Genomic DNA, 19,908 nt, shown 5'->3' with positions numbered 1-19,908 from the left:
GCGGGTGTTGCGGTCATCGAGACGATCTCCAGGCAGGTCGCGGATCCAGCGCCGGGAAACCGATTTCGTTCGCTCGGCTCACGACCTGGTCACTCTAGGCCGCCGCACCCGCCGTCGTCGGTGCGATCCCGATCACGGGCGTGCCGCACCGGCGCTCCGACCGCCGCGTCGCCCTCGATCCGTTCCAGGTCGCCCTCCAGCAGCTCGGCGCATCGGGTGATGGCGTCCGGGAACGAGCCCCCGTGCGCCCGGGTGCCCACCGTCGTCCGGACGACCGCCAGCGGCGGTGGCGGTCGTAGCAGCGGGTCCGCGGCGCTCCGGGGCCGAGTCGGTCGTCGGTGAACCACTCGTCGGACCGCGCGTCCGGGACGACCAAGGCCTGCGACGATGACCCGGACGGTCCCGCCGACCTGCGGCTGACCAGGCCGCACGCAGCGATCCGCGCAGCGGCTCAGCGCAGGTCCTGCGGCTCCCGGGCTTCCTCCGGCTCCTCCGGCGACATCAGGATGAGGGCGCCCTGCGGCTCGTCCCCGGCCAGCAGCGGCATGACCTGCACCCGCAGCGTGACGGAGCGACCCCGCCGATTGACGGCGTGCATCAACTCGTCGCGACGGGCGGCGCCCTCGCTGGTCACCGCACGGATGAGGGGCTTGATCCGGTCGACCGGCAGCCCGCTGTCCAGGTTCAGCAGGTGCTGACCGACGGTCTCGTCCTCGCGCAGCCCCCAGAGTTCCTCGGTCTGCCCGTTCCACACCTGCACCAGCAGGTCACGGTCGACGACGACCACGCCGGCGCCCAGGCTGCCCAGGACCGACTCCATGAAGTCGTTCAGGCTGGTGATCTCGCCCGTCCGGTCGCGCAGCTGCTCGTTGGTCGCCTGGAGCTCGTCATTCATGGACTGGAGCTCCTCGTTCATCGTCTCCAGTTCCTCGTTGGTCGACTGGAGCTCCTCGTTGGTCGTCTCCAGTTCCTCGACCGTCGACTGGAGCTCCTCGTTGGTCGTCTCCAGCTCCTCGTTGGTCGACTGCAGTTCCTCGTACGCCGTCTCCAGCGCCCGGTTCGAGGACTCCAGCTCGAGCTGCAGCTGCCGGAACCGCGACACGTCGTTGAACAGCAACGACACCCCGAGCCAGCGCCCGCGCAGGTCGGTCAGCGGCACCAGCTGGATGTCCAGGAACACCCGCTCCCCCGGGCTGCGGTGCCACTCGACCTCGCGCAGCCAGGTGACCCGACGGGTCTGGCGCACCTCGGCCAGGTGCGACCGCAGCTCCGCCGGCCGGAACGACACGTCGAGGTCCTGGAACGGTCGTCCGACGTCACGCTCGCTGACGCCGAGCAGACCGGCCGCGCGGTAGTTGACCAGCTCGACCTGGTCGTGCGGTCCGAGCACCAGCTGGGCCACCGGGCTGGTCTGGAACGCCTGCGACCGCAACAGGTCGATGTCGTGCAACGGGGTCACCGCCCGCTGCGGCTGCGGGGTGGCCGCCTCCGGCGGGGTCTCGCGGCGGGTCAGGGTGGCCTGGCGCCGGAAGAACCGGCGCTTGAGGTCGATCGGCTCGAAGGCGTCCGCATGGTTGAGCAGCATCTCGGCCTTGCCCAGGAACAGCACGCCGCGCGGGTTCAGGGCGAACGCCAGCCGGGACACGATGCGGGACTGGGTCTCCGCGTTGAAGTACATCAACGCGTTGCGACAGGCGAGCAGGTCGATGCGCGAGATCGGCGCGTCCTGGACCAGGTCGTTGCGGCCGAAGATGACGTTGCGCCGCAGGTCCTTGCGGAACGCCCACCGGCTGCCGGACCGCTCGAAGTACTTGGCCAGCAGGTCCTCCGGGACGCCGCCCAGGTCGCGCTCGCCGTACACCGCGTGCCGGGCCAGCGACAGCGCGCCCTCGTCCACATCGGTGGCGTAGATCTTGACCCGCGACCGGAACTGCTCCATGCCCAGGTACTCGGCCAGCACGATGGCCAGGCTGTAGGCCTCCTGGCCGGACGCGCAGGCGGCGCTCCACACCCGGATGGGACGGGTCGCCTCGCGGTCGATCAGCTCCGGCAGCACCTCCGTCCGCATCGCCTCCCAGGCGTCGACGTCCCGGAAGAACGCGGTCACGTTGATCAGGATGGTGTTGAACAGTGCGGTGAACTCGTCCGGGTGGACCTGCAGGTAGTCGTAGTACTCCTCGTACCCGGTGATGCCGACCTGGTGCATCTGGTGCGTCACCCGACGCATCAGGCTGGGCCGCTTGTACCCGGTGAAATCGAAGCCGCGGACCTCCTTGAGGTAGACCACGAGCCGTTCGAACGCCGGGTCCAGCGGGGCCGGCTGGGTCCGGACGCGGCGCGGTGACGACGACCGCTCGGACAGGGTCCAGTCGGCCGCGTCGCCGGCATCCAGGTCGTCATCACCGTCCGGCCCCCCGGCGGTGCCGCCGACCGGATCCCCGTGAGTGCTGTCGTCCGGGTGGACCGCGCCGTCGGTGCTCGCACCGGCCGCCCCGTCCCGGTCCTGGAACGGGTCGGTCACGGTGACGTCGTCGGCCGGAGTGGGGTGCTCGCCGTCCGGGCCGGTCATGACACCGCGCTCCTGTCGTCGTCCTCCGTACCGCCCGCCGGCTGCTCGAGCATGGTTCGGATCAGCCCGGCGGCGTGCGCCGACTCACGCGCCTGGTCGGCGAACCGCGCGGCGGTGAGCCGGTTGCCGCGCACCTCCGCCGCGGTCGCGAGTTGCCGGGCCAGAGCGGCCTTCTCCTCCAGCGAGCGCAGGGCCATCCACAGCGCGTTGTCCAGCTGGATGCCCTGCTCGCCGAGCAGGGACTCCGGGGACCAGGCGTGCCCCACCCGGCAGCGGTACCGCAGCATCCCGTCGTGCAGTTCGAACAGGGTGCCGCCGCAGTCCGGGCAGGAGAATCCGGCGGGGACGCCGGGTCGATCGGGATCGTCCATCGTCACCTCGTCCATCACCGCCATGTCCGATTCGATGTCCATCAGCTCGGAGCTGTCCGGCGCCTGGCCCGTGAGCGGCTCCCGGACCAGTCGGTCCACCACCGCGGCGAGCTCGGCGGCCGGGCCGACCGCGTCCGGCAGAGCCTGCTCGAGCGCGTGCCGGGGCATGTTCGGGTACAACGCGTCGTCCGGGTCCTGGATGACCACCGCCCCGGCCCGTGCCTGCACGGCACGGACTCCTGCTGCTCCGTCGTCGAGCGCGCCGGACAGCACCACCGCGACGACCCGGTTGCCCCGGCTCCGGGCGGCCGTGCGGAACAGCACGTCGACCGCCGGACGGTGCCCATTCTCCCGCGGCCCGCGGCTGAGCAACACCCGATCGCGGTCGACGACCAGATGGTGGTCCGGCGGCGCGACCAGGATCTGCCCCGGCTCCAGACGTTCCCCGGACACCGCGTGCCGGGCCGGCAGCACCCCGGAGCGGGCCAGGATGGAGGGCAGCACACTGCCTCCGTAGGACGGGATGTGCAGCACCACCAGCACGGTCGCCGGAAGATCCGCGGGCAACCGGGAGATGAGGGTGCGGAGCGCCTCCACGCCACCCGCCGATGCGCCCATCACGACGACGTCTCGGTGCATGCACGCTCCTCGCAGCAACGCGTCGGAACGGTTCCGACCGCTGGTCCTTCAACAGCCGGAACCTGGCCGTCGGCCCGCCCGGGCGGGTCCACGGCGTTCCGTCAGCCTGCCACACCGGGACCGGGCCGCACCGGCGGCCGCAGCCCCGTGTGCGTACCGGCGAACGCCAACTGATCGGCGTACTCGACGGCCCGGGCGTGCACCGGCTTTCCCACGCCGTGACCGGCCCGGGTGTCGACGCGCAGCACCACCGGCGCAGGTCCGGTCGCGCAGTGCTGCAGCTCCGCGGCGAACTTGTACGAGTGGGCCGGCACCACCCGGTCGTCATGGTCACCGGTGCTGACCAGGGTGGCCGGATAGTCCGTGCCGGGCCGCAGGCGGTGCAACGGCGAGTACGCCAGCAGCACCGGCAGGTCGGTGGCGTCGTCCGGGTCGCCGTACTCGGTGGTCCACGCCCAGCCGATGGTGAACCGGTGGAACCGCAGCATGTCGAGCACCCCGACGGTGGGCAACGCGGCCGCGCACAGCTCCGGTCGCTGGGTCATCACGGCGCCGACCAGCAGGCCTCCGTTGGACCGCCCGTGCAGCGCGAGCCGGCCGGCGTCGGTGACCCCGGTGGTCACCAGATGCTCGGCGCAGGCGATGAAGTCGTCGAAGACCCGCTGTTTGGCATGCAGCATCCCGGCCCGGTGCCAGGCGGCGCCGAACTCGCCGCCGCCCCGGAGGTTGGCCACGGCCAGCACCCCGCCGGCCGCCACCCAGGCGGCGAACAGGACGGAGAACGACGGCAGCACGGGCACGTCGAACCCGCCGTAGCCGTACAGCAGCGTGGGCCGCGGCCCGTCATCCGCGCCCGCCGACGACAGCACGGTCAGCGGCACCGCCGTGCCGTCGGCCGAGGTCGCCGACGTACGGGTGGCCACCGTGGACGGCAGCGTCGTCCCGCGTCCTGCCCCGGCCGGGCCGCCGGCGGCGACCGGCACCCGCCGGGGCGGTCGCGACACCGAGTCGAGGTCGAACTCCCAGCTGCTGATGTCGGCGGTGAAGGAGGTGACGCCGACGAACACCTGGACGCCGGCCGGGCGGGCCTGCACCGTCGTCACCGACACCGGCCCGTCCACCGGCACCGTCAGGTGGGCCAGGTGCCGGCCAGCGCGGTCGACGAGCTCCACGCGGTGGGCGGCGTCGGTGGACCACACCAGCACGAAGGCGTCCCGGGCCGGGTCGGCGGACACCAGGACGTCGGTCGGGTGCTCGGCCACCAGTTCCGCCCACGGCGCGCCGGGCGCGGTCAGGTCCACGGCGACGAGCCGCCCCCGCTCGGCGCCGGCTTCGGTGCGCAGCACCAGGGTGTCACCGTCGACGGCGACGACCGTGTGGGCGTCGGTGAGGTCGGTGACCACCGGAACCGGGTCGGTGAGCAGGCCGTCGTCCGGCACCGGCAGCCGGTGGGCCTGGACGGTGGTGCGGGAGTCCGTGCCCGGACTGGCGGTCAGCAGCAGCCACCGGCCGGCCGGGTCGACGAACGGGTCCACCATCCAGTCGCGGTCCGGCGGGATCCACAGATCCTGGTCGTCGGTCTGGTCGCGGCCGAGCCGGTGCACGGCCAGCACGCCGGCGCCCTGCTCGTCGGTGAGCGCGGAACTGCCCACGTCGGCGGTGTCGTCGGGACCGACGCCGTTCCCGCCGGAGCCGGCCGGCGCCGGGTACCGCCAGTAGAGGAGCGCCGACTCATCGGGCAGCCACGTCGGATCGACCCATTTCGTCCAGATCAGACGATCGTCGAGGTCCTCCACCGGAGCCCGGTCGCCGGGCGCCGGGACCCGGCGCACCCCGATGGTGCGCCAGTCCGACCCGGCGTCCGACCGGGCCCAGGCGACCAGCCGGCCGCTCGGTGACACCGCCGTCCCGGTCAGCGCGGCGGTGCCGTCGGCGGACCAGTCCACCGGATCGATCAGCACCCGGCCCGCCTCCGGCGGGTCGTCCGGACGCTCGGTGACCACCAGCCGGTCCTGGTCGGCGCCGCCCGGGTTGGCCGTGCGGAACCAGCGGCCACCGCGTTCCAGCGGCGTCCCGGCGCGGGGTGCGGTGAGCAGCGCCGTCACCGAGGCCAGGAAGTGCGCGCGGTCGGGCAGATCGGCCAGGTAGCGCTCCGCGGCGGCCGCCTGCGTGGCGACGAACGCCTGCGTCCGCGGGTCGTCCGGGTCCTCCAACCAGCGGTACGGGTCGGCGACCGGGTGGCCGTGCAGGTCCTCGACCAGCTCCACCCGGTCCGCCGGCGGCGGGGTGGTCCAGGTGGGCGTCCGCGGTGGGTCGATCGCGGACGTCACCGGGCCGTCGATCCGTCGAGTGGGGCCCCGTCGACGGCCGCGCCGTCGAGGGCGACCTGGGGGCCCGGCGCATCGGGGACGGGCACCACCTGACGGTGCTCGAAGGCGGTGGACAGCACCACGGTGGTCCGGGTCGACACCGCCACGGCCGCCCGGATCCGACCGAGCAGCTGCTCCAGCGCGGACGGCGAAGCCACCCGCACCTTGACGATGTACGACTCGAGACCGGCCACCGCCCAGCAGGCCTCGATCTCCCGGAACCGGGCGAGCACCGCCGGGTGGTCCCCCGGGACGGATGGATCCACCGGCGTCAGCGACACGAACGCGGTGAGCGGCAGCCCGATCTGCTCGGTCGCCACCAGGGCCGCGTACCCGGTGATGACCCCGCGCCGCTCCAGCCGCCGTACCCGCTGGTGCACGGCCGAGACGCTCAGCCCGATCCGCTCCGCGAGCTCGGTGAAACTGCAGCGACCGTCCTCGGCCAGCGCCGCCACGATCCTGGCGTCGACGTCCTCGAGCACCCGGACCTCCCTCTCGTCCCGCTTCGTCCCGGCCCGCGGTCGTCTGCGTCCGCGGGAGGTTCAGTCCAGCACCACGAGCTCGGTGGGAGCCCGGTTCATCAGCAACGGTCCGTCGGCCCCCACCACCACCACGTCCTCGATGCGCACCCCGAACCGCCCGGGCAGGTAGATCCCCGGCTCGACCGAGAACGCCATGCCCGGCTCCAGGGGCAGCTCGTTGCCGGTCACGATGTACGGGTGCTCGTGCACCTCGAGCCCGATCCCGTGACCGGTGCGGGTGATGAAGTGCTCGCCGTACCCGGCGTCGGTGATGATCCGCCGGGCGGCCGCATCGATCTCCTGCGCCGGGACACCCGGTGCCACGGCCGCCACCCCGGCCTGCTGGGCGCGCCGCACGATCTCGTAGACCTCGGCGGCGAGCGGATCCGGCTCCGCGGTGCCGTCCCCGGCGACCTGGTAGGTCCGGGTGCAGTCGGAGAAGTAGCCGGACGGCATCGGCCCGCCGATGTCGATGACGACCATGTCGCCGGGCCGGATCACCCGGTCGGAGGCCTCGTGGTGCGGGCTGGCCCCGTTCGGCCCGGAGCCGACGATGACGAAGTCCGGGCGGGTGTGACCCTCGGCCACGATCGCCGTGGCGATGTCGGCCGCCACCTCGTGTTCGGTCCGGCCCGCCCGCAGCCAGCGACCGATCGACCGCTGCACCCGGTCGATGGCCGCCCCTGCCGCCGCCAAGGCGTCGATCTCGACCGCCGTCTTGCGCATCCGCAGCTCGGCGATGGCCGCGCCGGCCAGGGTCAGCTCCGAGCCGGGCACCGCGCCCCCGGCCCCCAGAGCGTGCACGGCCGGCAGGTGGTCGTCGACGGCCAGCACCCGCGCGGCCGGCGGCAGCAGGTCGGCCAGCGCGCGATAGGGGTCCTGTCCGTCCGCCCAGGTGATGACGGGCAGGCCGAGCTGCTCGACCGGCGACCCGGCCCAGCCCGGGCGCTCCAGCGCCGGCACCAGCAGCTGCGCCCCGCCGTCACCGGCCGGCAGCACCAGACAGGTCAGCCGCTCGTGGGAACCCACCGAATGGCCCAGGAAGTAGTGCAGATCGGCTCCCGGTCCGACCAGGACGACGTCCGCCCCGGCCAGCTCGGCCTCGGCGGCCAGCCGGGCCAGGCGGTCGGCCAGCACCCCGGCCAGGTCGTCCGCCGCGGGAGCGGATCCGGTCGGCTGGGCGGAGGACATTCCGGAACCCGATTCGGTCATCGTCGGAGCGTATCGGCCCCGGCCGGGCCGTCGGATCACGCATCGGCACGGCGGGACGCCGTCGATCCGATCACCGGGCGCAGTGTGACGCGCCGGGCGGCGCCGGTAGCGTCCCCGGTCATGCTGCAGCTGCTGGACCTGGCCGGCATCTACTTCCGCGCGTTCCACGCCACGCCGACGTCGATCACCGCGCCGGACGGGCGTCCGGTCAACGCCGTCCGGGGCAGCCTGGACATCGTGCGACGGGTACTGCTGGACGCCCGGCCCACCCGGATGGCGGCCTGCCTGGACCTGGACTGGCGGCCGCAGTGGCGGGTCGACCTGCTGCCCAGCTACAAGGCGCACCGGGTCGCGGAGGACCCCCGGCCGACCGAGATCCAGTCGCTCACGGTGGGGTCCGCGCATGCGGGCACCGTGGTCGAGGTGGTCCCCGACGAGTTGTCCCCCCAGGTGCCGGTGCTGCTGGACGTGCTGGCCGCGTTCGGCCTCACCGTGGCCGGCGCCCCCGACTGCGAGGCCGATGACGTGATCGGCACCCTGGCCGGGGCCGAACGCCGCGACCCGGTGGAGATCGTCACCGGCGACCGGGACCTGTTCCAGTGCGCGCGGGACGTCCCGACCCCGGTGGTCGTCCGGTACGTGGGGGCCGGGATGAGCAAGGCGCAGGTGTACACCCCCGCGTCGATCGCCGAGCGGTACGGCATCCCGGCCGGTCACTACGCCGATTTCGCCGCGCTGCGCGGCGACCCGTCCGACGGGTTGCCCGGTGTGGCCGGCATCGGCGACAAGACCGCGGCCTCGCTGGTGCGCAGCTACGGCGACATGGCCGGCATCCTGACCGCGGTCGATGACCCGCGATCGGGGCTGGGCGCCGGGCCGCGGTCGAAACTGAGCGCGGCGGCGGACTACCTGGCCGTGGCGCCGCAGGTCGTCGCCGTCCGCACCGATGCGCCGGTCTCCCTGGCCCCGGACGGCGACGGCACCCTGCCGGCCAGGCCGGCCGACCCGGCCGCGCTGCAGGAGCTGGCCGAACTCCACGGCCTCGGCGGGTCGGTGGCGCGGCTCATCGAGGCGCTGGCCGAACTGGCCGGCGGGCGCTGACCCGGCCCGGGGCGGGTCAGGCGCTGGTGCGGGACAGGTCGATGGACCGTCGCATCGCTTCACGGGCCCGCTTGCGGTCACCGGCCAGCTCGTAGGCACGGCTCAGCCGGTACCAGCCGCGCCAGTCCTCCGGGGCGGCCTCGACCTCCTGCTTGACCGTCTCGAAGTACGCGTCCGCGGCGTCCCGCTGCACCCGGCCGGACGCCCGGCGGGGCAACTCGTCCAGCGACGGCAGCCCGCCCTCGGCGTCCAGCCGACGGCCGAGGGTCTCGGTGCGGGCCCCGAACCGGAGTTCCTGCACCATCAGCAGCGCCCCGATCAGCGGGAGCAGGAAGATGCCGATCCCGAGACCGATGGCGACGGGCTCGCCCGAGGTCATCATCGTCCAGGCGGCCCGTCCGACCAGCCAGAAGTACACGCACAGGACCGCCGCCAGGACGATCACCACGATCTTCGCGCGGGACATCGCGATCACCACTCCCCGAGCAGGTCGTCGAGCCCGACGGTCAGGCCCGGGCGGGATCGGACCGCGCGGACCGCGGTGAGCACTCCGGGCATGAAGGACGTGCGGTCCACCGAGTCGTGCCGGATGGTCAGCCGTTCCCCGGTCGAGCCGAGCAGCACCTCCTGGTGCGCCACCAGGCCGGGCAGCCGGACCGCGTGCACGTGCACCCCGTCGACCACGGCGCCGCGGGCGCCGTCCGGGTCGACGGTGGTCGCGTCCGGGACCTCGCCGAGCCCGGCCTCGGCCCGCGCCGCGGCGACACCCTGCGCGGTGAGCGTGGCGGTGAACGACGGCGCATCGATCTTGCCGGCGTGGTGCAGCTCGATGATCTCCACCGAGTCGAACCACCGGGCCGCCTGCCGGGCGAAGCGTGCGGTCAGCACCGCGCCGATGGCGAAGTTGGCGGCCACCACGACCCCACGGTCCGGGTTCGCGGCAAGCTCGGCCCGGATGGGGTCCAGCGCCGCGCCGACCAGGCCCGAGGTCCCGGTGACCACGTCGATGCCGTGCTGCAGGCACCAGCGCACCGTGTCGACGACGATCTCCGGGCGGGTGAAGTCGACGACCACCTGCGCGCCGGCGGCGGTGAGGGCGGCGAGGTCGTCGCCGCGGCCCACCCGGGCCACCAGCTCCAGGTCGGCAGCGGTCTCGACGGCCGCGCAGGTCTGCACACCCATCCGACCGGCCGCGCCGACGACGCCGACGCGCAGGGCGCCACCGTCGATCCGCGGAGCAACTGCGGGTGTGGTCATGACACCGTTCGCCTTCCTGGGGTCCGGGTCTGGTGGGACGTGCCGATGGTGATCAACCCACCAGCCGGGTCAGCCCGGCCGGCAGCCGCCGGGCGTCGCGGTACGGGCCGACCACCGTCGCGGCCAGCGGGCCGCCGAGCAGCGTCCCCGCCACCGCAGCCACCTGCTGCGCCGTCACCGCGTCGATGTCGGCCAGCTGGGTGTCCAGCGTCCGGTAGTCGGGGCGGACCAGCAGGGTCCGGCCGATCCGCGACATCCGGGACTCCGGGTCCTCCAGACCGAGGATGATGGACCCGGTGAGTTGCCCCTTGGCACGGCGGATCTCGTCGTCGGTCAGGCCGCCGGCGACGACATCGGCGAGCTCGGCGCCGATCACCGTGCTCACCTCGGCGAGGTTGTCCGGGCTGCACCCGGCGTACACCGAGAAGGATCCGACGTCGGCGTAGGAGGACGTGCCGGCGTAGCACGAGTAGGCGAGCCCGCGCTCTTCGCGCACCCTGCGGAACAGCCGGGAACTCATCCCGCCGCCGACCGCAGTGGCCAGCACCTCGAGCGCGGCCCGGTCCGGATGGGTGCGCGGCAGCGCCCGCACGCCCAGACACAGATGCGCCTGCTCGATGTCGCGGTGCACCACCGACAGCCCACCGGCCGGCGCGCCGGCCGTCCCCGTCCGCCGCCGGGTGCGGGCGGGACCGGTGCGGGCCAGCGCCGGGAAGCGGGCCACGCCGCTGTCGGCGAGGTCACCCCGGCCGGCGAACGCGGCCCGCACCCAGCGGACCACGTCGCCGTGCTCGACCCCGCCGGCCACCGCGACGACCATCCGCTCGGGCTGGTACCGCCGCCGGTACCAGCCGGCCACCTGGCCCCGGGACATGCCGGAGATGGACGCCACCGAGCCGATCACCGGGTCACCGACCGGATGGCCGGGGAACACGGCGGCGGCGAACGCGTCGCCGAGGGTGTCCTCGGGGTCGTCGTCGCGCATGGCGATCTCCTCGAGGATCACCGAGCGCTCCAGGTCGACGTCCTGGGCGGCGACGACGGCGTCGAGCACCACGTCGCAGACGATGTCGACAGCCAGCGCCGCCTCGGCCGCGAGCACCCGCGCGTAGTAGCAGGTGTACTCGTGCGCGGTGAACGCGTTCAGCTCCCCGCCGACCGCGTCGATCGCCTCGGAGATCTGTGCCCCGGTCCGCGACCGGGTGCCCTTGAACAGCACGTGCTCCAGGTAGTGCGACGCGCCGGCCAGGTTCGGGGTCTCGTCGACCGAACCGACCCCGACCCAGACGCCGACCGACACGCTGCGGGCGCCCGGCACGGTCTCCGTGGCGACCCGCAGCCCGTTGGACAGCACCGACATCCGCACCGTGGAGCCGTCCGACCCGCGCTCCAGGACGCGGGTCGAACGGATCGAACGGGCCGTCACCTCAGGCGTCGACGGTCTCGGCTGCAGGCGCGGCCGGGGCGTCCTGCGCCACCGGCACCAGGCTGATCTTGCCGCGGGCGTCGATCTCGGTGATCTCCACCTGCAGCTTGTCGCCGACGTTCACGACGTCCTCGACCTTGGCCACGCGCTTGCCCTGGCCCAGCTTGGAGATGTGCACCAGGCCGTCACGACCGGGCAGCAGCGAGACGAACGCGCCGAACGCGGTCGTCTTGACCACGGTGCCCAGGAACCGCTCGCCCACCTTCGGCAGCTGCGGGTTGGCGATCGCGTTGATCCGGGCGATGGCCGCCTCGGCGGCCTCCCCGTCGGCGGCGGACACGTAGATGGTGCCGTCGTCCTCGATCGCGATCTCCGCACCGGTCTCCTCGGTGATCGAGTTGATCATCTTGCCCTTGGGCCCGATCACCTCACCGATCTTGTCGACCGGCACCTTGACCGTGGTGATCCGCGGCGCGAACTGGCTCATCGGGTCCGGCGCGTCGATCGCCTCGTTGATCACCTCGAGGATGGTCAGCCGGGCGTCGCGGGCCTGGAGCAGAGCAGCCCGCAGGACATCGGACGGGATGCCGTCGAGCTTGGTGTCCAGCTGCAGCGCCGTGACGAACTGCTTGGTGCCGGCGACCTTGAAATCCATGTCGCCGAACGCGTCCTCGGCGCCCAGGATGTCGGTGAGCGCGACGTAGTGCGTCTGCTCGGTGCCGTCGTCGCCGACGACGGTGTCGCTGACCAGGCCCATGGCGATGCCGGCCACGGGGGCCTTGAGCGGCACACCGGCGTTCAGCAGCGACATGGTCGACGCACAGACCGAGCCCATCGAGGTGGAGCCGTTGGAGCCCAGCGCCTCGGAGACCTGCCGGATGGCGTAGGGGAACTCCTCCTTGGACGGCAGCACGGGCACCAGCGCGCGCTCGGCCAGCGCACCGTGGCCGATCTCGCGGCGCTTGGGCGAACCGACCCGACCGGTCTCACCGGTGGAGTACGGCGGGAAGTTGTAGTTGTGCATGTAGCGCTTGCGCGTCTCGGGGCTGAGCGTGTCCAGCTGCTGCTCCATGCGCAGCATGTTCAGCGTGGTGACGCCCAGGATCTGGGTCTCGCCGCGCTCGAACAGCGCGGAACCGTGCACGCGCGGGACGTAGCCGACCTCGGCACCCAGGGTGCGGATGTCGGTCAGGCCGCGGCCGTCGATGCGGACCTTGTCCTTGAGGACTCGCTGACGGACCAGCTTCTTGGTCAGCGAACGGAAGGCCGCGCCCAGCTCACCCTCCCGGCCGGCGAACCGCTCGCTCAGCTCGGTCAGCACGGTGGCCTTGACCGCGTCGGTCGCCGTCTCGCGCTCCTGCTTGCCGGCGATGGTCAGGGCCTGGGTCAGCGGCCCAGAAGCGACCGCGGCCACCTCTTCATACGCGTCGCCCTGGTACGCCGGGAAGGTCCGGAACTCGACGGTCTCCTTGGCTGCGGCGTCAGCCAGCTCGGACTGCGCGGCGACGAGCTGGGCCAGGAACGGCTTCGCCGCCTCCAGACCGGCCGCGACGACCTCCTCGGTCGGCGCGGTGACGCCGCCGGTGATGAGCTCGATGGTCTGCTCGGTGGCCTCGGCCTCGACCATCATGATGGCCACGTCACCGGTCTCGGTGACCCGGCCGGCCACCACCATGTCGAACACGGCGCGCTGCAGCTCGGAGTGCCGCGGGAACGCGACCCACTGCGCATCGCCACCGGTCTCGGGGGCGATGAGGGCGACGCGGACGCCGGCCACCGGGCCGGAGAACGGCAACCCGGACAGCTGGGTCGAGGCGGATGCGGCGTTGATGGCCAGCACGTCGTACAGCACGTCGGGGTTCAGGGCCATGACGGTGACGACGACCTGGACCTCGTTGCGCAGCCCGTCGACGAACGTCGGGCGCAGCGGTCGGTCGATCAGCCGGCAGGTCAGGATGGCGTCCTCGGAGGGACGGCCCTCGCGTCGGAAGAACGAGCCGGGGATGCGCCCTGCGGCGTACATCCGCTCCTCGACGTCGATGGTGAGCGGGAAGAAGTCGAAGTGCTCCTTGGGGTGCTTCGACGCGGTGGTCGCCGAGAGCAGCATGGTGTCCTCGTCGAGGTAGGCGACGACGCTGCCGGCGGCCTGCTGGGCCAGCCGACCGGACTCGAAGCGGATGGTGCGGGTGCCGAAGGCGCCGTTGTCCAGGACGACGGTCGCGCTCGCGGCGGTGGGGTCGGACATGAGTCTCCTTGTTCAGGGTGTCCTGACGGCGCAGCGGACGACACGGCACGAGGCGTGCTCGTGGTGCTTCCGGCGGGCGGCGACGGGACGCAGCGCTCGCTGCGTGCCTGCGGATGAGCAGGCTGGACTGCCGCGCCGGGAACCGGCGGTGCGCAGCGCACCGGCCGGGAACGGTGCCGGCCATCGATCGAAGCCCCCGGCGGGCTCGCGCACGAGCGTCCGGAGGCCACTACCGAGGACCGGCCGAGGAGTGCCGGCGGTGCTGCGACGTCAGGTGGGAGTGGATCGCTGTTCAGTTGGCCCGGACCGGGATCGGCCCGTGAGGGGGCCCGGGGCGAGTCCGTTCGGTTGTACCGCACGGGAGACGCCACGTCGGGCGACCCGCCCGGGAAGCCGTCAGGGGAGGCCGGTCACCCGGTCCTCCCCTGACGGAAACCTCACCGACGCAGACCGAGCCGCTCGATGAGCGATCGGTAGCGGGTGATGTCGACGGTCTGCAGGTAGCGCAGCAGCCGGCGACGGCGGCCCACCAGGGCCATCAGCCCGCGACGCGAGTGGTGATCGTGCTTGTGCTGCTTGAGGTGCTCGGTGAGATCCGAGATCCGCTTCGTCAGCATGGCGACCTGGGCCTCGGCCGAGCCGGTGTCCGAGTCGTGCAGGCCGTACTCGGCGAGGATGGTCTTCTTCTGGTCGGCGGTCAACGCCACGTGGACTGCTCCTTGCGATGTGCTGTGCCGTGAGCTGCCCGCTCCGGACCTGTGCCGGGGGGATGACGGTCGCGGCCGCCACGGACTGCAGCCGAACCCAACCGCACATGCTACCAGCGCAGGCCTGTCCGGCCGGGCGGCAACCACGGGGTCGCCGGCCCGGATGATTCAGGAGACCTGCAGCACCTCGCGGGTGCGGGCGACGTCCCGGTCGATCTGGGCGACGAGCGCCTCGACCGAGTCGAACCGCTCGGTGCTGCGCAGCCGTTCGACGAAGTCCAGCGCCACCCGCCGGCCGTAGAAGTTGCCGCCCTCGTCCATCACGAACGCCTCGACCGTGCGGACCTGCCCGGAGAAGGTCGGATTGGTGCCGATCGAGATGGCCGTGGGTGACCGGCGCGACCCCATCAGGAACCAGCCCGCGTAGATGCCGTCGGCCGGGACCGCCGAGTGCGGCTCGACGTCGAGATTGGCCGTCGGGTAGCCGAGCTGGCTGCCGCCGCGACCTTCGCCGTGCACCACGAAGCCCTCCAGCCGGTGCGGCCGGCCCAGGGCCACCGCCGCGTCGGACACCGATCCGGCCGCCACCATGGCCCGCACCGACGTCGAGGAGATGAGCAGACCGGTGTTGTCGGTGTCGGCCAGCAGGCTGACCCCGGTGGTGCGGAACCCGGAGCGGCGACCCAGCTCGCTCAGCGACTGCACGCTGCCGGTGTTGTCGTCCCCGAACCGGAAGTTGTCCCCCACCACCACCTCGGCGGCATGCAACCGGTCGACCACGATGTCGTGCACGAACTCCTCGGGCGACGTCGCGGCCAGCGCAGCCGTGAACGGCACCACCAGGAACGCGTCGATGCCCAGCTCGGCGACCAGCTCGGCCCGGCGGCGCAGCGTGGTCAGCAGGGCAGGATGGCTGCCCGGGTGGATCACCTCGGCCGGGTGCGGGTCGAACGTCATCAGCACCGCCGGCACCCCGAGCGCCCGGGCCGCCTCGACGGCCCGCGTGATGAGCTTCTGGTGCCCGCGGTGCACGCCGTCGAAGGTGCCCATGGTCAGGACGCACCGTCCCCAGTCCGCGGGGATGGCGTCCAAGCCGCGCCAGCGTTCCACCCGTGTCCTCCTCGTCGGGTCTGATCGGCGTCACAGCGGGCAGGCCCCGGCGGCACCCGTCCGGGCACCGCTCGCCCCGGGGAACCGGGACGACGACCGACCGGCGGTGCCGCGACGAGCCTGCCACGTCCACCGGGAGCCGTTGAGCGCGGCTCGCCCGCACCCAGGTCGGGGCGCACCCGTGGCGTCGGTCGGCAGGAACGGCCGGTGCGGTCGGCCGGTGCGGTCAGCCGGCCGCCCAGCCCAGCACGGACCGGGCCGCACCATCGGAGTCGGCGAGCAACGCGATGAGCTGCTCGCCCGCCTGTGCGGTGCCGCTCCCCCGGGTCGGCGACGACCCGTCCGGCGTGGTGGGCAGCAGGGCCGCCACGGTCCCCGCGCGTCCGGTCGGAGTGACCGGTCGCCCGTGCCGCAGACCGGCGGCCTCGTGGGCGGTGAGGACGCGGACCGGGAAGGTCGTCCGGGCGACCTGCTCGGGTGTGAGCATCGAGGCCACCAGGGCCCGACCCAGACTGCCGTCGGCCACGTCCGGATCGTCGGGACCGGGAACGGCCGGGTCGAACACCGACGCGGCGCCGTCGAGAGTGAACGGCCCGACCCGGGTCCGCCGCAGTGCGGTCAGGTGTCCACCGACCCCGAGCGCCCTCCCCAGGTCCCGGGCCAGGGCGCGCACATAGGTGCCGGTGGTGCAGTCCACGACCACGTCCAGGTCGATCACCTCGACCGGCTCGGTCCCGCCGGTCGCCGAGACCCCGGCGGCGGGCAGCGTCAGGCGGCGCGGCGGCGCGACGATCTGGAACCGGTGCACCGTCACCGGCCGGGCGGCCAGCTCGACCGTCTCCCCCGCGCGCACCCGGTCGTACGCACGGCGGCCGGCGACCTTGATCGCGGACACCGAGCTGGGCACCTGCAGCAGGGCCCCGGTCAGCGCGGCGGTCCCGGCGGTCAACTGCGCGTCGGTCACCACCCGCAGCGCGGCCGCGACGGCGGCCGGGTCGTCCGGCGGCAGCACCGTGCCGTCCGCGTCGTCGGTGTCGGTGGCCCGGCCGAGGCGCACGGTGGCCAGGTACTGCTTGTCGGTCAGGGCGAGGTGACCCAGCAGCCGGGTGGCCCGGTCCACGGCGACCAGCAGTAGCCCGGTGGCCATCGGGTCCAGCGTGCCGGCGTGCCCGACCCGCCGGGTGCCGAGCAGCCAGCGGACCCGTCCGACCACGTCGTGCGAGGTGCGGCCGGCGGGCTTGTCGACCAGCAGCAGTCCGCCCTGTGGCGGCCGGGCGGGCGCCGGCGGACGTGGTGTCCGCGGTCGATCGGCCGGCGCGGGACGTCCGGTCGCCGTCACCGGCCGGGCCCTTCGGCGCCGGACCTCGCCGGTCCGGCGGCGGACCCGACGGACGCCAGAGCCACGGCGGCCCGGGCGGTGGGCACCCAGGCGCGGGCGGCGCGCACGCCCGGCGGCGGCGGGATGGTCTGCCGCAGCGAGGCCTCCCGACGCAGGTCGTCGGTGTCGACGAGTTCCCAGCGGTGCACGACCAAATGGACCGGCACCTGCTCGCCCCGGGCGTCGGCCAGCAGCACGGTCGCCCGGGTGCGGCGGAACCAGACGGTCATCCGCCCCAGCCCGAACACGGTGACCAGCACCGGCGCCAGGAAGGCGATGCGGAAGGCGGTCAGGCTGTGCGTGGCCGCCGCACCGGACGCCGTCGCCGACGCCGGGTCGACCAGGTCGAGCAGGAAGCCGACCAGCAGGATCGACACCACGGTGCCCAGGAAGCCACCGACGTTGACCATCCCGGTGGCCGTCGAGATGCGCCGCCGCGGGTTGTAGTCGCGGGCCAGCAGGAACGCCACCGACGACGCCGGGCCGCCCACCGACCAGATCGCGATGACCGGCAGCAGGACGGCCATCGGCGGCGTGCCACCCGGCCAACCGAGCAGCACCACCCACCCCAGCAGCCCGCCGATGCAGACGGCCATGGCCAACGGCGCCCGGATCACCGGGCGGCGGGCCACCACCGGCGCGATGACCAGGCCGCCGACCACGCCGCCCACCACGAACACGAGCAGCAGCGTCGACGCCGTGGTCGCGGCCAGGCCCAGACCCTGGGTCAGGTACGGGAAGCCCCACAGCACGCTGAAGGTCACCGGGCCGGTCATGCAGGTCAGGTGCACCCAGAACCCGAGCCGGTCGCCGGGGACTCGCCAGGCGTCGGCGACGTCCTGCCGGACCCGGCGGACCACCGACGGACGGGCAGGGTCGGCCGGACCCGGTGGGGCGGGCGGTTCGGCGAACGGCGCCCGCCCGGCCGGGCGAACCAGCACCAGCGCGTAGACCAGGGACAGGCCCCCGGCCACGGCGAAGGTGGTCGTCCAGCCCACGTCGGCCAGCAGCGCGGTGAGCGGCACGGTCGCCATCAGGTTGCCGGCCATGCCGACCACACCGGCCAGGCTGGCGATGATCGGGTACCGCCGCGGCGAGAACCACGCCGCGGCCAGCCGCAGCACGGACACGTAGGTCATGGCGTCACCCACGCCGAGCAGACCTCGAGCCAGCAGCGCGGGCGCGTAGTCGTCGACCAGCGAGAAGGTGACCTGGGCGGTGCCCATGACGAGCGTGGCGGCCAGCAGCATGCGGCGCGGCCCGAACCGGTCCACCAACAGCCCGGTCGGGATCTGCATGGTCGCGTAGACCGCCAACTGCAGGACGATGAACGAGCTCAGCTGGGTCGCCGACAGCGACAGCCGTTCGGTGGCCTGCGGTCCGGCCACCCCCAGGCTGGTCCGGTGGAAGACGGCGAAGAAGTAGACGCCGGCGGCGATGGACAGGATGACCGGCGGTCGCGACCACCAGCGGGTGCCCCCGGCGTCGCCGGGGCCTGCGACCGGGTCGCGGGACGGCTCGGACGGACGGGGGGCGGCCGGCTGGGCGGGCGGGGTCACGGGTTCCTCTCGGCGCCGCCGGAGCGGCACGGACTGCTGGTCGGGCGGGCACTGCGGCGGCGACGCCGGCGGCATCCACGCTCGCCGGGGCCACCCGTGCTCGGGGCAGCGGGCGGGCCGTCCTCCAGCAGACGCCCACGAGGGCTCGATCGGGTGCCGCCGTCACCGATCTCACATCTGGAGCACCGGTGCCGACGACCGGCTCAGCCTGAGGCGGTGGTCCGGTCGAGCTCGGCCACGATCAGCTCGACCGCGCGGCCCGGACTGCCGGTGTGGGTGAAGCCGGCGGCGCGGACGTGCCCGCCGCCGCCGAGGGCGCCGGCCACCGCGGCCACGTCCACCCCGTTCCCGCGGACCTCCCGGGCGCGGAGCGAGACCTGCCAGGTCTGTGGTCCGGTCTGCTTCAGCACCGCGGCGACCTGGGCCTCGGCCGCGGTCCGCAGCAGGTCGATCACCGAGTCGAGCTCCTCCTGACGCAGGCCGGCGCTGGTCACCTGGTCGATGGTCGCGTAGACCAGCCCGACGCCGTGCCCGACGCCCGGGTCGAGCACAGCGTTGCCGAGCACCCGGGACAGCATGTCCAACCAGCCGAACGGATGGGTGTCCAGGATCGGGCGCAGCACCTCGGCCGGGCGAGCCCCGGCGGCCACCAGTCTCGCCGCGAGCTGGTGGGTCCGGGCCTCGGCGTAGCGGAACGCAACGGTATCGGTGGCCAGACCGGCGTACAGGTTGGCCGCGATGGCGGCGTCCAACGGCACGTCGAGGTCGTCGATCAGCCGGGCGATGAGCACCACGGTCGCCTCGGCCGCCGGGTCGACCAGGTGGTGGTCACCGAACCGGGTGTTCGACGCGTGGTGATCGATGACCAGGCTCTGCCGGGCGGTGTCGAGCAGCGTCCGCAGCGAGCCGAGCCGCTCGGCCGAGCCGACGTCCACGGTGACCAGCAGCTCGGGGCGGTGGTCGACGGCCGTCACCGGGACGACCAGCTCGAGACCGGGCAGTTCGCGCAGTGATTCCGGCACGGTGGCCGGTTCGGCGAACGCGACCTGGACGCGGACGCCGCGGGCCCGCAACGCCATCCCGAGCGCAAGTGCGCTGCCGAGGGCGTCCGCGTCCGGATGGACGTGGCCCACCACGACGACCGACCGGCCCCGGGCCAACAGGTCCCGGGCGCGCCGGTGAGCAGCGGTGAGCCCGCCGGGAACGGCGGCCGGGGACCGGGTCGCAGCACCAGTGGCCCGCCGAGCGGTCCCGACCCGCCGTCGGGAGGCCGGGGAGTGCAGGTCGGTCACGACGGTCCCCACCGCCTCGCTCGGGTCACCGGTCCTCCAGCACGCACGTCGCCAGGGCTGCGCCGCGCGGGCGCCGGGCGGTCGGCCGGAGGACCGGGGACCACGCGGGTGCACACGCTGGCGCGGAGAGCTCCGAGCCTCTCACGGCTCGC

16 protein-coding genes are annotated in these 19,908 nt (G+C 73.6%); 1 reads left to right on the top strand and 15 read right to left on the bottom strand.

Annotated elements, in window-relative coordinates; genetic code table 11:
- Nucleotides 1–89: 89 nt before the first annotated feature.
- From JL106_RS01210 to JL106_RS01185, 6 genes are all read right to left on the bottom strand, one after another.
- A complete protein-coding gene (locus JL106_RS01210; protein WP_205258851.1) occupies nucleotides 90–260 on the bottom strand; it encodes a hypothetical protein in 171 nt (56 codons plus the stop codon).
- 191 nt (nucleotides 261–451) lie between these two features.
- Complete coding sequence (locus JL106_RS01205) at nucleotides 452–2,569, bottom strand: CheR family methyltransferase (RefSeq protein WP_205258850.1); 2,118 nt, start codon at nucleotides 2,567–2,569, stop codon at nucleotides 452–454.
- Nucleotides 2,566–3,579, bottom strand: coding sequence for a chemotaxis protein CheB (locus tag JL106_RS01200; RefSeq protein WP_205258849.1), 1,014 nt, complete (start codon nucleotides 3,577–3,579; stop codon nucleotides 2,566–2,568). Before JL106_RS01200 ends, JL106_RS01205 begins: the two co-directional genes overlap by 4 nt.
- A gap of 101 nt (nucleotides 3,580–3,680) precedes the next feature.
- Nucleotides 3,681–5,909 (bottom strand): prolyl oligopeptidase family serine peptidase, encoded by a 2,229-nt coding sequence (locus tag JL106_RS21840; RefSeq protein WP_205258848.1) that lies wholly within the window; start codon nucleotides 5,907–5,909, stop codon nucleotides 3,681–3,683.
- Nucleotides 5,906–6,430 carry an Lrp/AsnC family transcriptional regulator gene (locus tag JL106_RS21835; protein WP_205258847.1) on the bottom strand — a complete coding sequence of 175 codons (525 nt, stop codon included), beginning with the start codon at nucleotides 6,428–6,430 and terminating at the stop codon, nucleotides 5,906–5,908. Before JL106_RS21835 ends, JL106_RS21840 begins: the two co-directional genes overlap by 4 nt.
- 60 nt (nucleotides 6,431–6,490) lie before the next feature.
- The gene (locus JL106_RS01185) at nucleotides 6,491–7,660 is read right to left on the bottom strand and encodes a M24 family metallopeptidase (RefSeq protein ID WP_205258864.1); all 1,170 of its coding nucleotides are present in this window, start codon (nucleotides 7,658–7,660) and stop codon (nucleotides 6,491–6,493) included.
- A gap of 141 nt (nucleotides 7,661–7,801) precedes the next feature.
- Between JL106_RS01185 and JL106_RS01180 the strand changes: the two genes are divergently transcribed.
- On the top strand, nucleotides 7,802–8,782 hold the full coding sequence (locus tag JL106_RS01180) for a 5'-3' exonuclease (protein WP_205258846.1): 981 nt from the start codon (nucleotides 7,802–7,804) through the stop codon (nucleotides 8,780–8,782).
- Between the two features lie 16 nt (nucleotides 8,783–8,798).
- Here JL106_RS01180 and JL106_RS01175 read toward each other — a convergent pair whose 3' ends face one another.
- The 9 genes from JL106_RS01175 to JL106_RS01135 form a co-directional block, all read right to left on the bottom strand.
- Complete coding sequence (locus JL106_RS01175) at nucleotides 8,799–9,248, bottom strand: tetratricopeptide repeat protein (RefSeq protein WP_205258845.1); 450 nt, start codon at nucleotides 9,246–9,248, stop codon at nucleotides 8,799–8,801.
- Between the two features lie 5 nt (nucleotides 9,249–9,253).
- Complete coding sequence (gene dapB, locus JL106_RS01170; protein WP_205258844.1) at nucleotides 9,254–10,039, bottom strand: 4-hydroxy-tetrahydrodipicolinate reductase; 786 nt, start codon at nucleotides 10,037–10,039, stop codon at nucleotides 9,254–9,256.
- A gap of 52 nt (nucleotides 10,040–10,091) precedes the next feature.
- Entirely contained in the window at nucleotides 10,092–11,399 is a 1,308-nt protein-coding gene (locus tag JL106_RS01165; RefSeq protein ID WP_205258843.1) for a M16 family metallopeptidase, read from the bottom strand.
- Nucleotides 11,400–11,466: 67 nt separating this feature from the next.
- Nucleotides 11,467–13,710, bottom strand: a complete 2,244-nt coding sequence (locus JL106_RS01160) for a polyribonucleotide nucleotidyltransferase (RefSeq protein WP_205258842.1) — start codon at nucleotides 13,708–13,710, stop codon at nucleotides 11,467–11,469.
- Nucleotides 13,711–14,147: 437 nt separating this feature from the next.
- Entirely contained in the window at nucleotides 14,148–14,417 is a 270-nt protein-coding gene (gene rpsO / locus JL106_RS01155; RefSeq protein WP_205258841.1) for a 30S ribosomal protein S15, read from the bottom strand.
- A 168-nt stretch (nucleotides 14,418–14,585) separates the two neighbouring features.
- Nucleotides 14,586–15,527: a bifunctional riboflavin kinase/FAD synthetase gene (locus tag JL106_RS01150; RefSeq protein WP_205258840.1), complete on the bottom strand. Its 942-nt coding sequence runs from the start codon at nucleotides 15,525–15,527 to the stop codon at nucleotides 14,586–14,588.
- Between the two features lie 226 nt (nucleotides 15,528–15,753).
- A complete protein-coding gene (truB, locus tag JL106_RS01145; RefSeq protein WP_205258839.1) occupies nucleotides 15,754–16,866 on the bottom strand; it encodes a tRNA pseudouridine(55) synthase TruB in 1,113 nt (370 codons plus the stop codon).
- Nucleotides 16,863–18,464 (bottom strand): MFS transporter, encoded by a 1,602-nt coding sequence (locus JL106_RS01140; protein ID WP_205258838.1) that lies wholly within the window; start codon nucleotides 18,462–18,464, stop codon nucleotides 16,863–16,865. Before JL106_RS01140 ends, truB begins: the two co-directional genes overlap by 4 nt.
- 203 nt (nucleotides 18,465–18,667) lie before the next feature.
- Nucleotides 18,668–19,756, bottom strand: a complete 1,089-nt coding sequence (locus JL106_RS01135; RefSeq protein WP_328840930.1) for a DHH family phosphoesterase — start codon at nucleotides 19,754–19,756, stop codon at nucleotides 18,668–18,670.
- Nucleotides 19,757–19,908 lie beyond the last annotated feature (152 nt).

Source organism: Nakamurella leprariae, assembly GCF_016918035.1.
Taxonomy (GTDB): Bacteria; Actinomycetota; Actinomycetes; order Mycobacteriales; family Nakamurellaceae; genus Nakamurella; species Nakamurella leprariae.
This window is presented reverse-complemented; position numbering and strand designations above follow the sequence as displayed.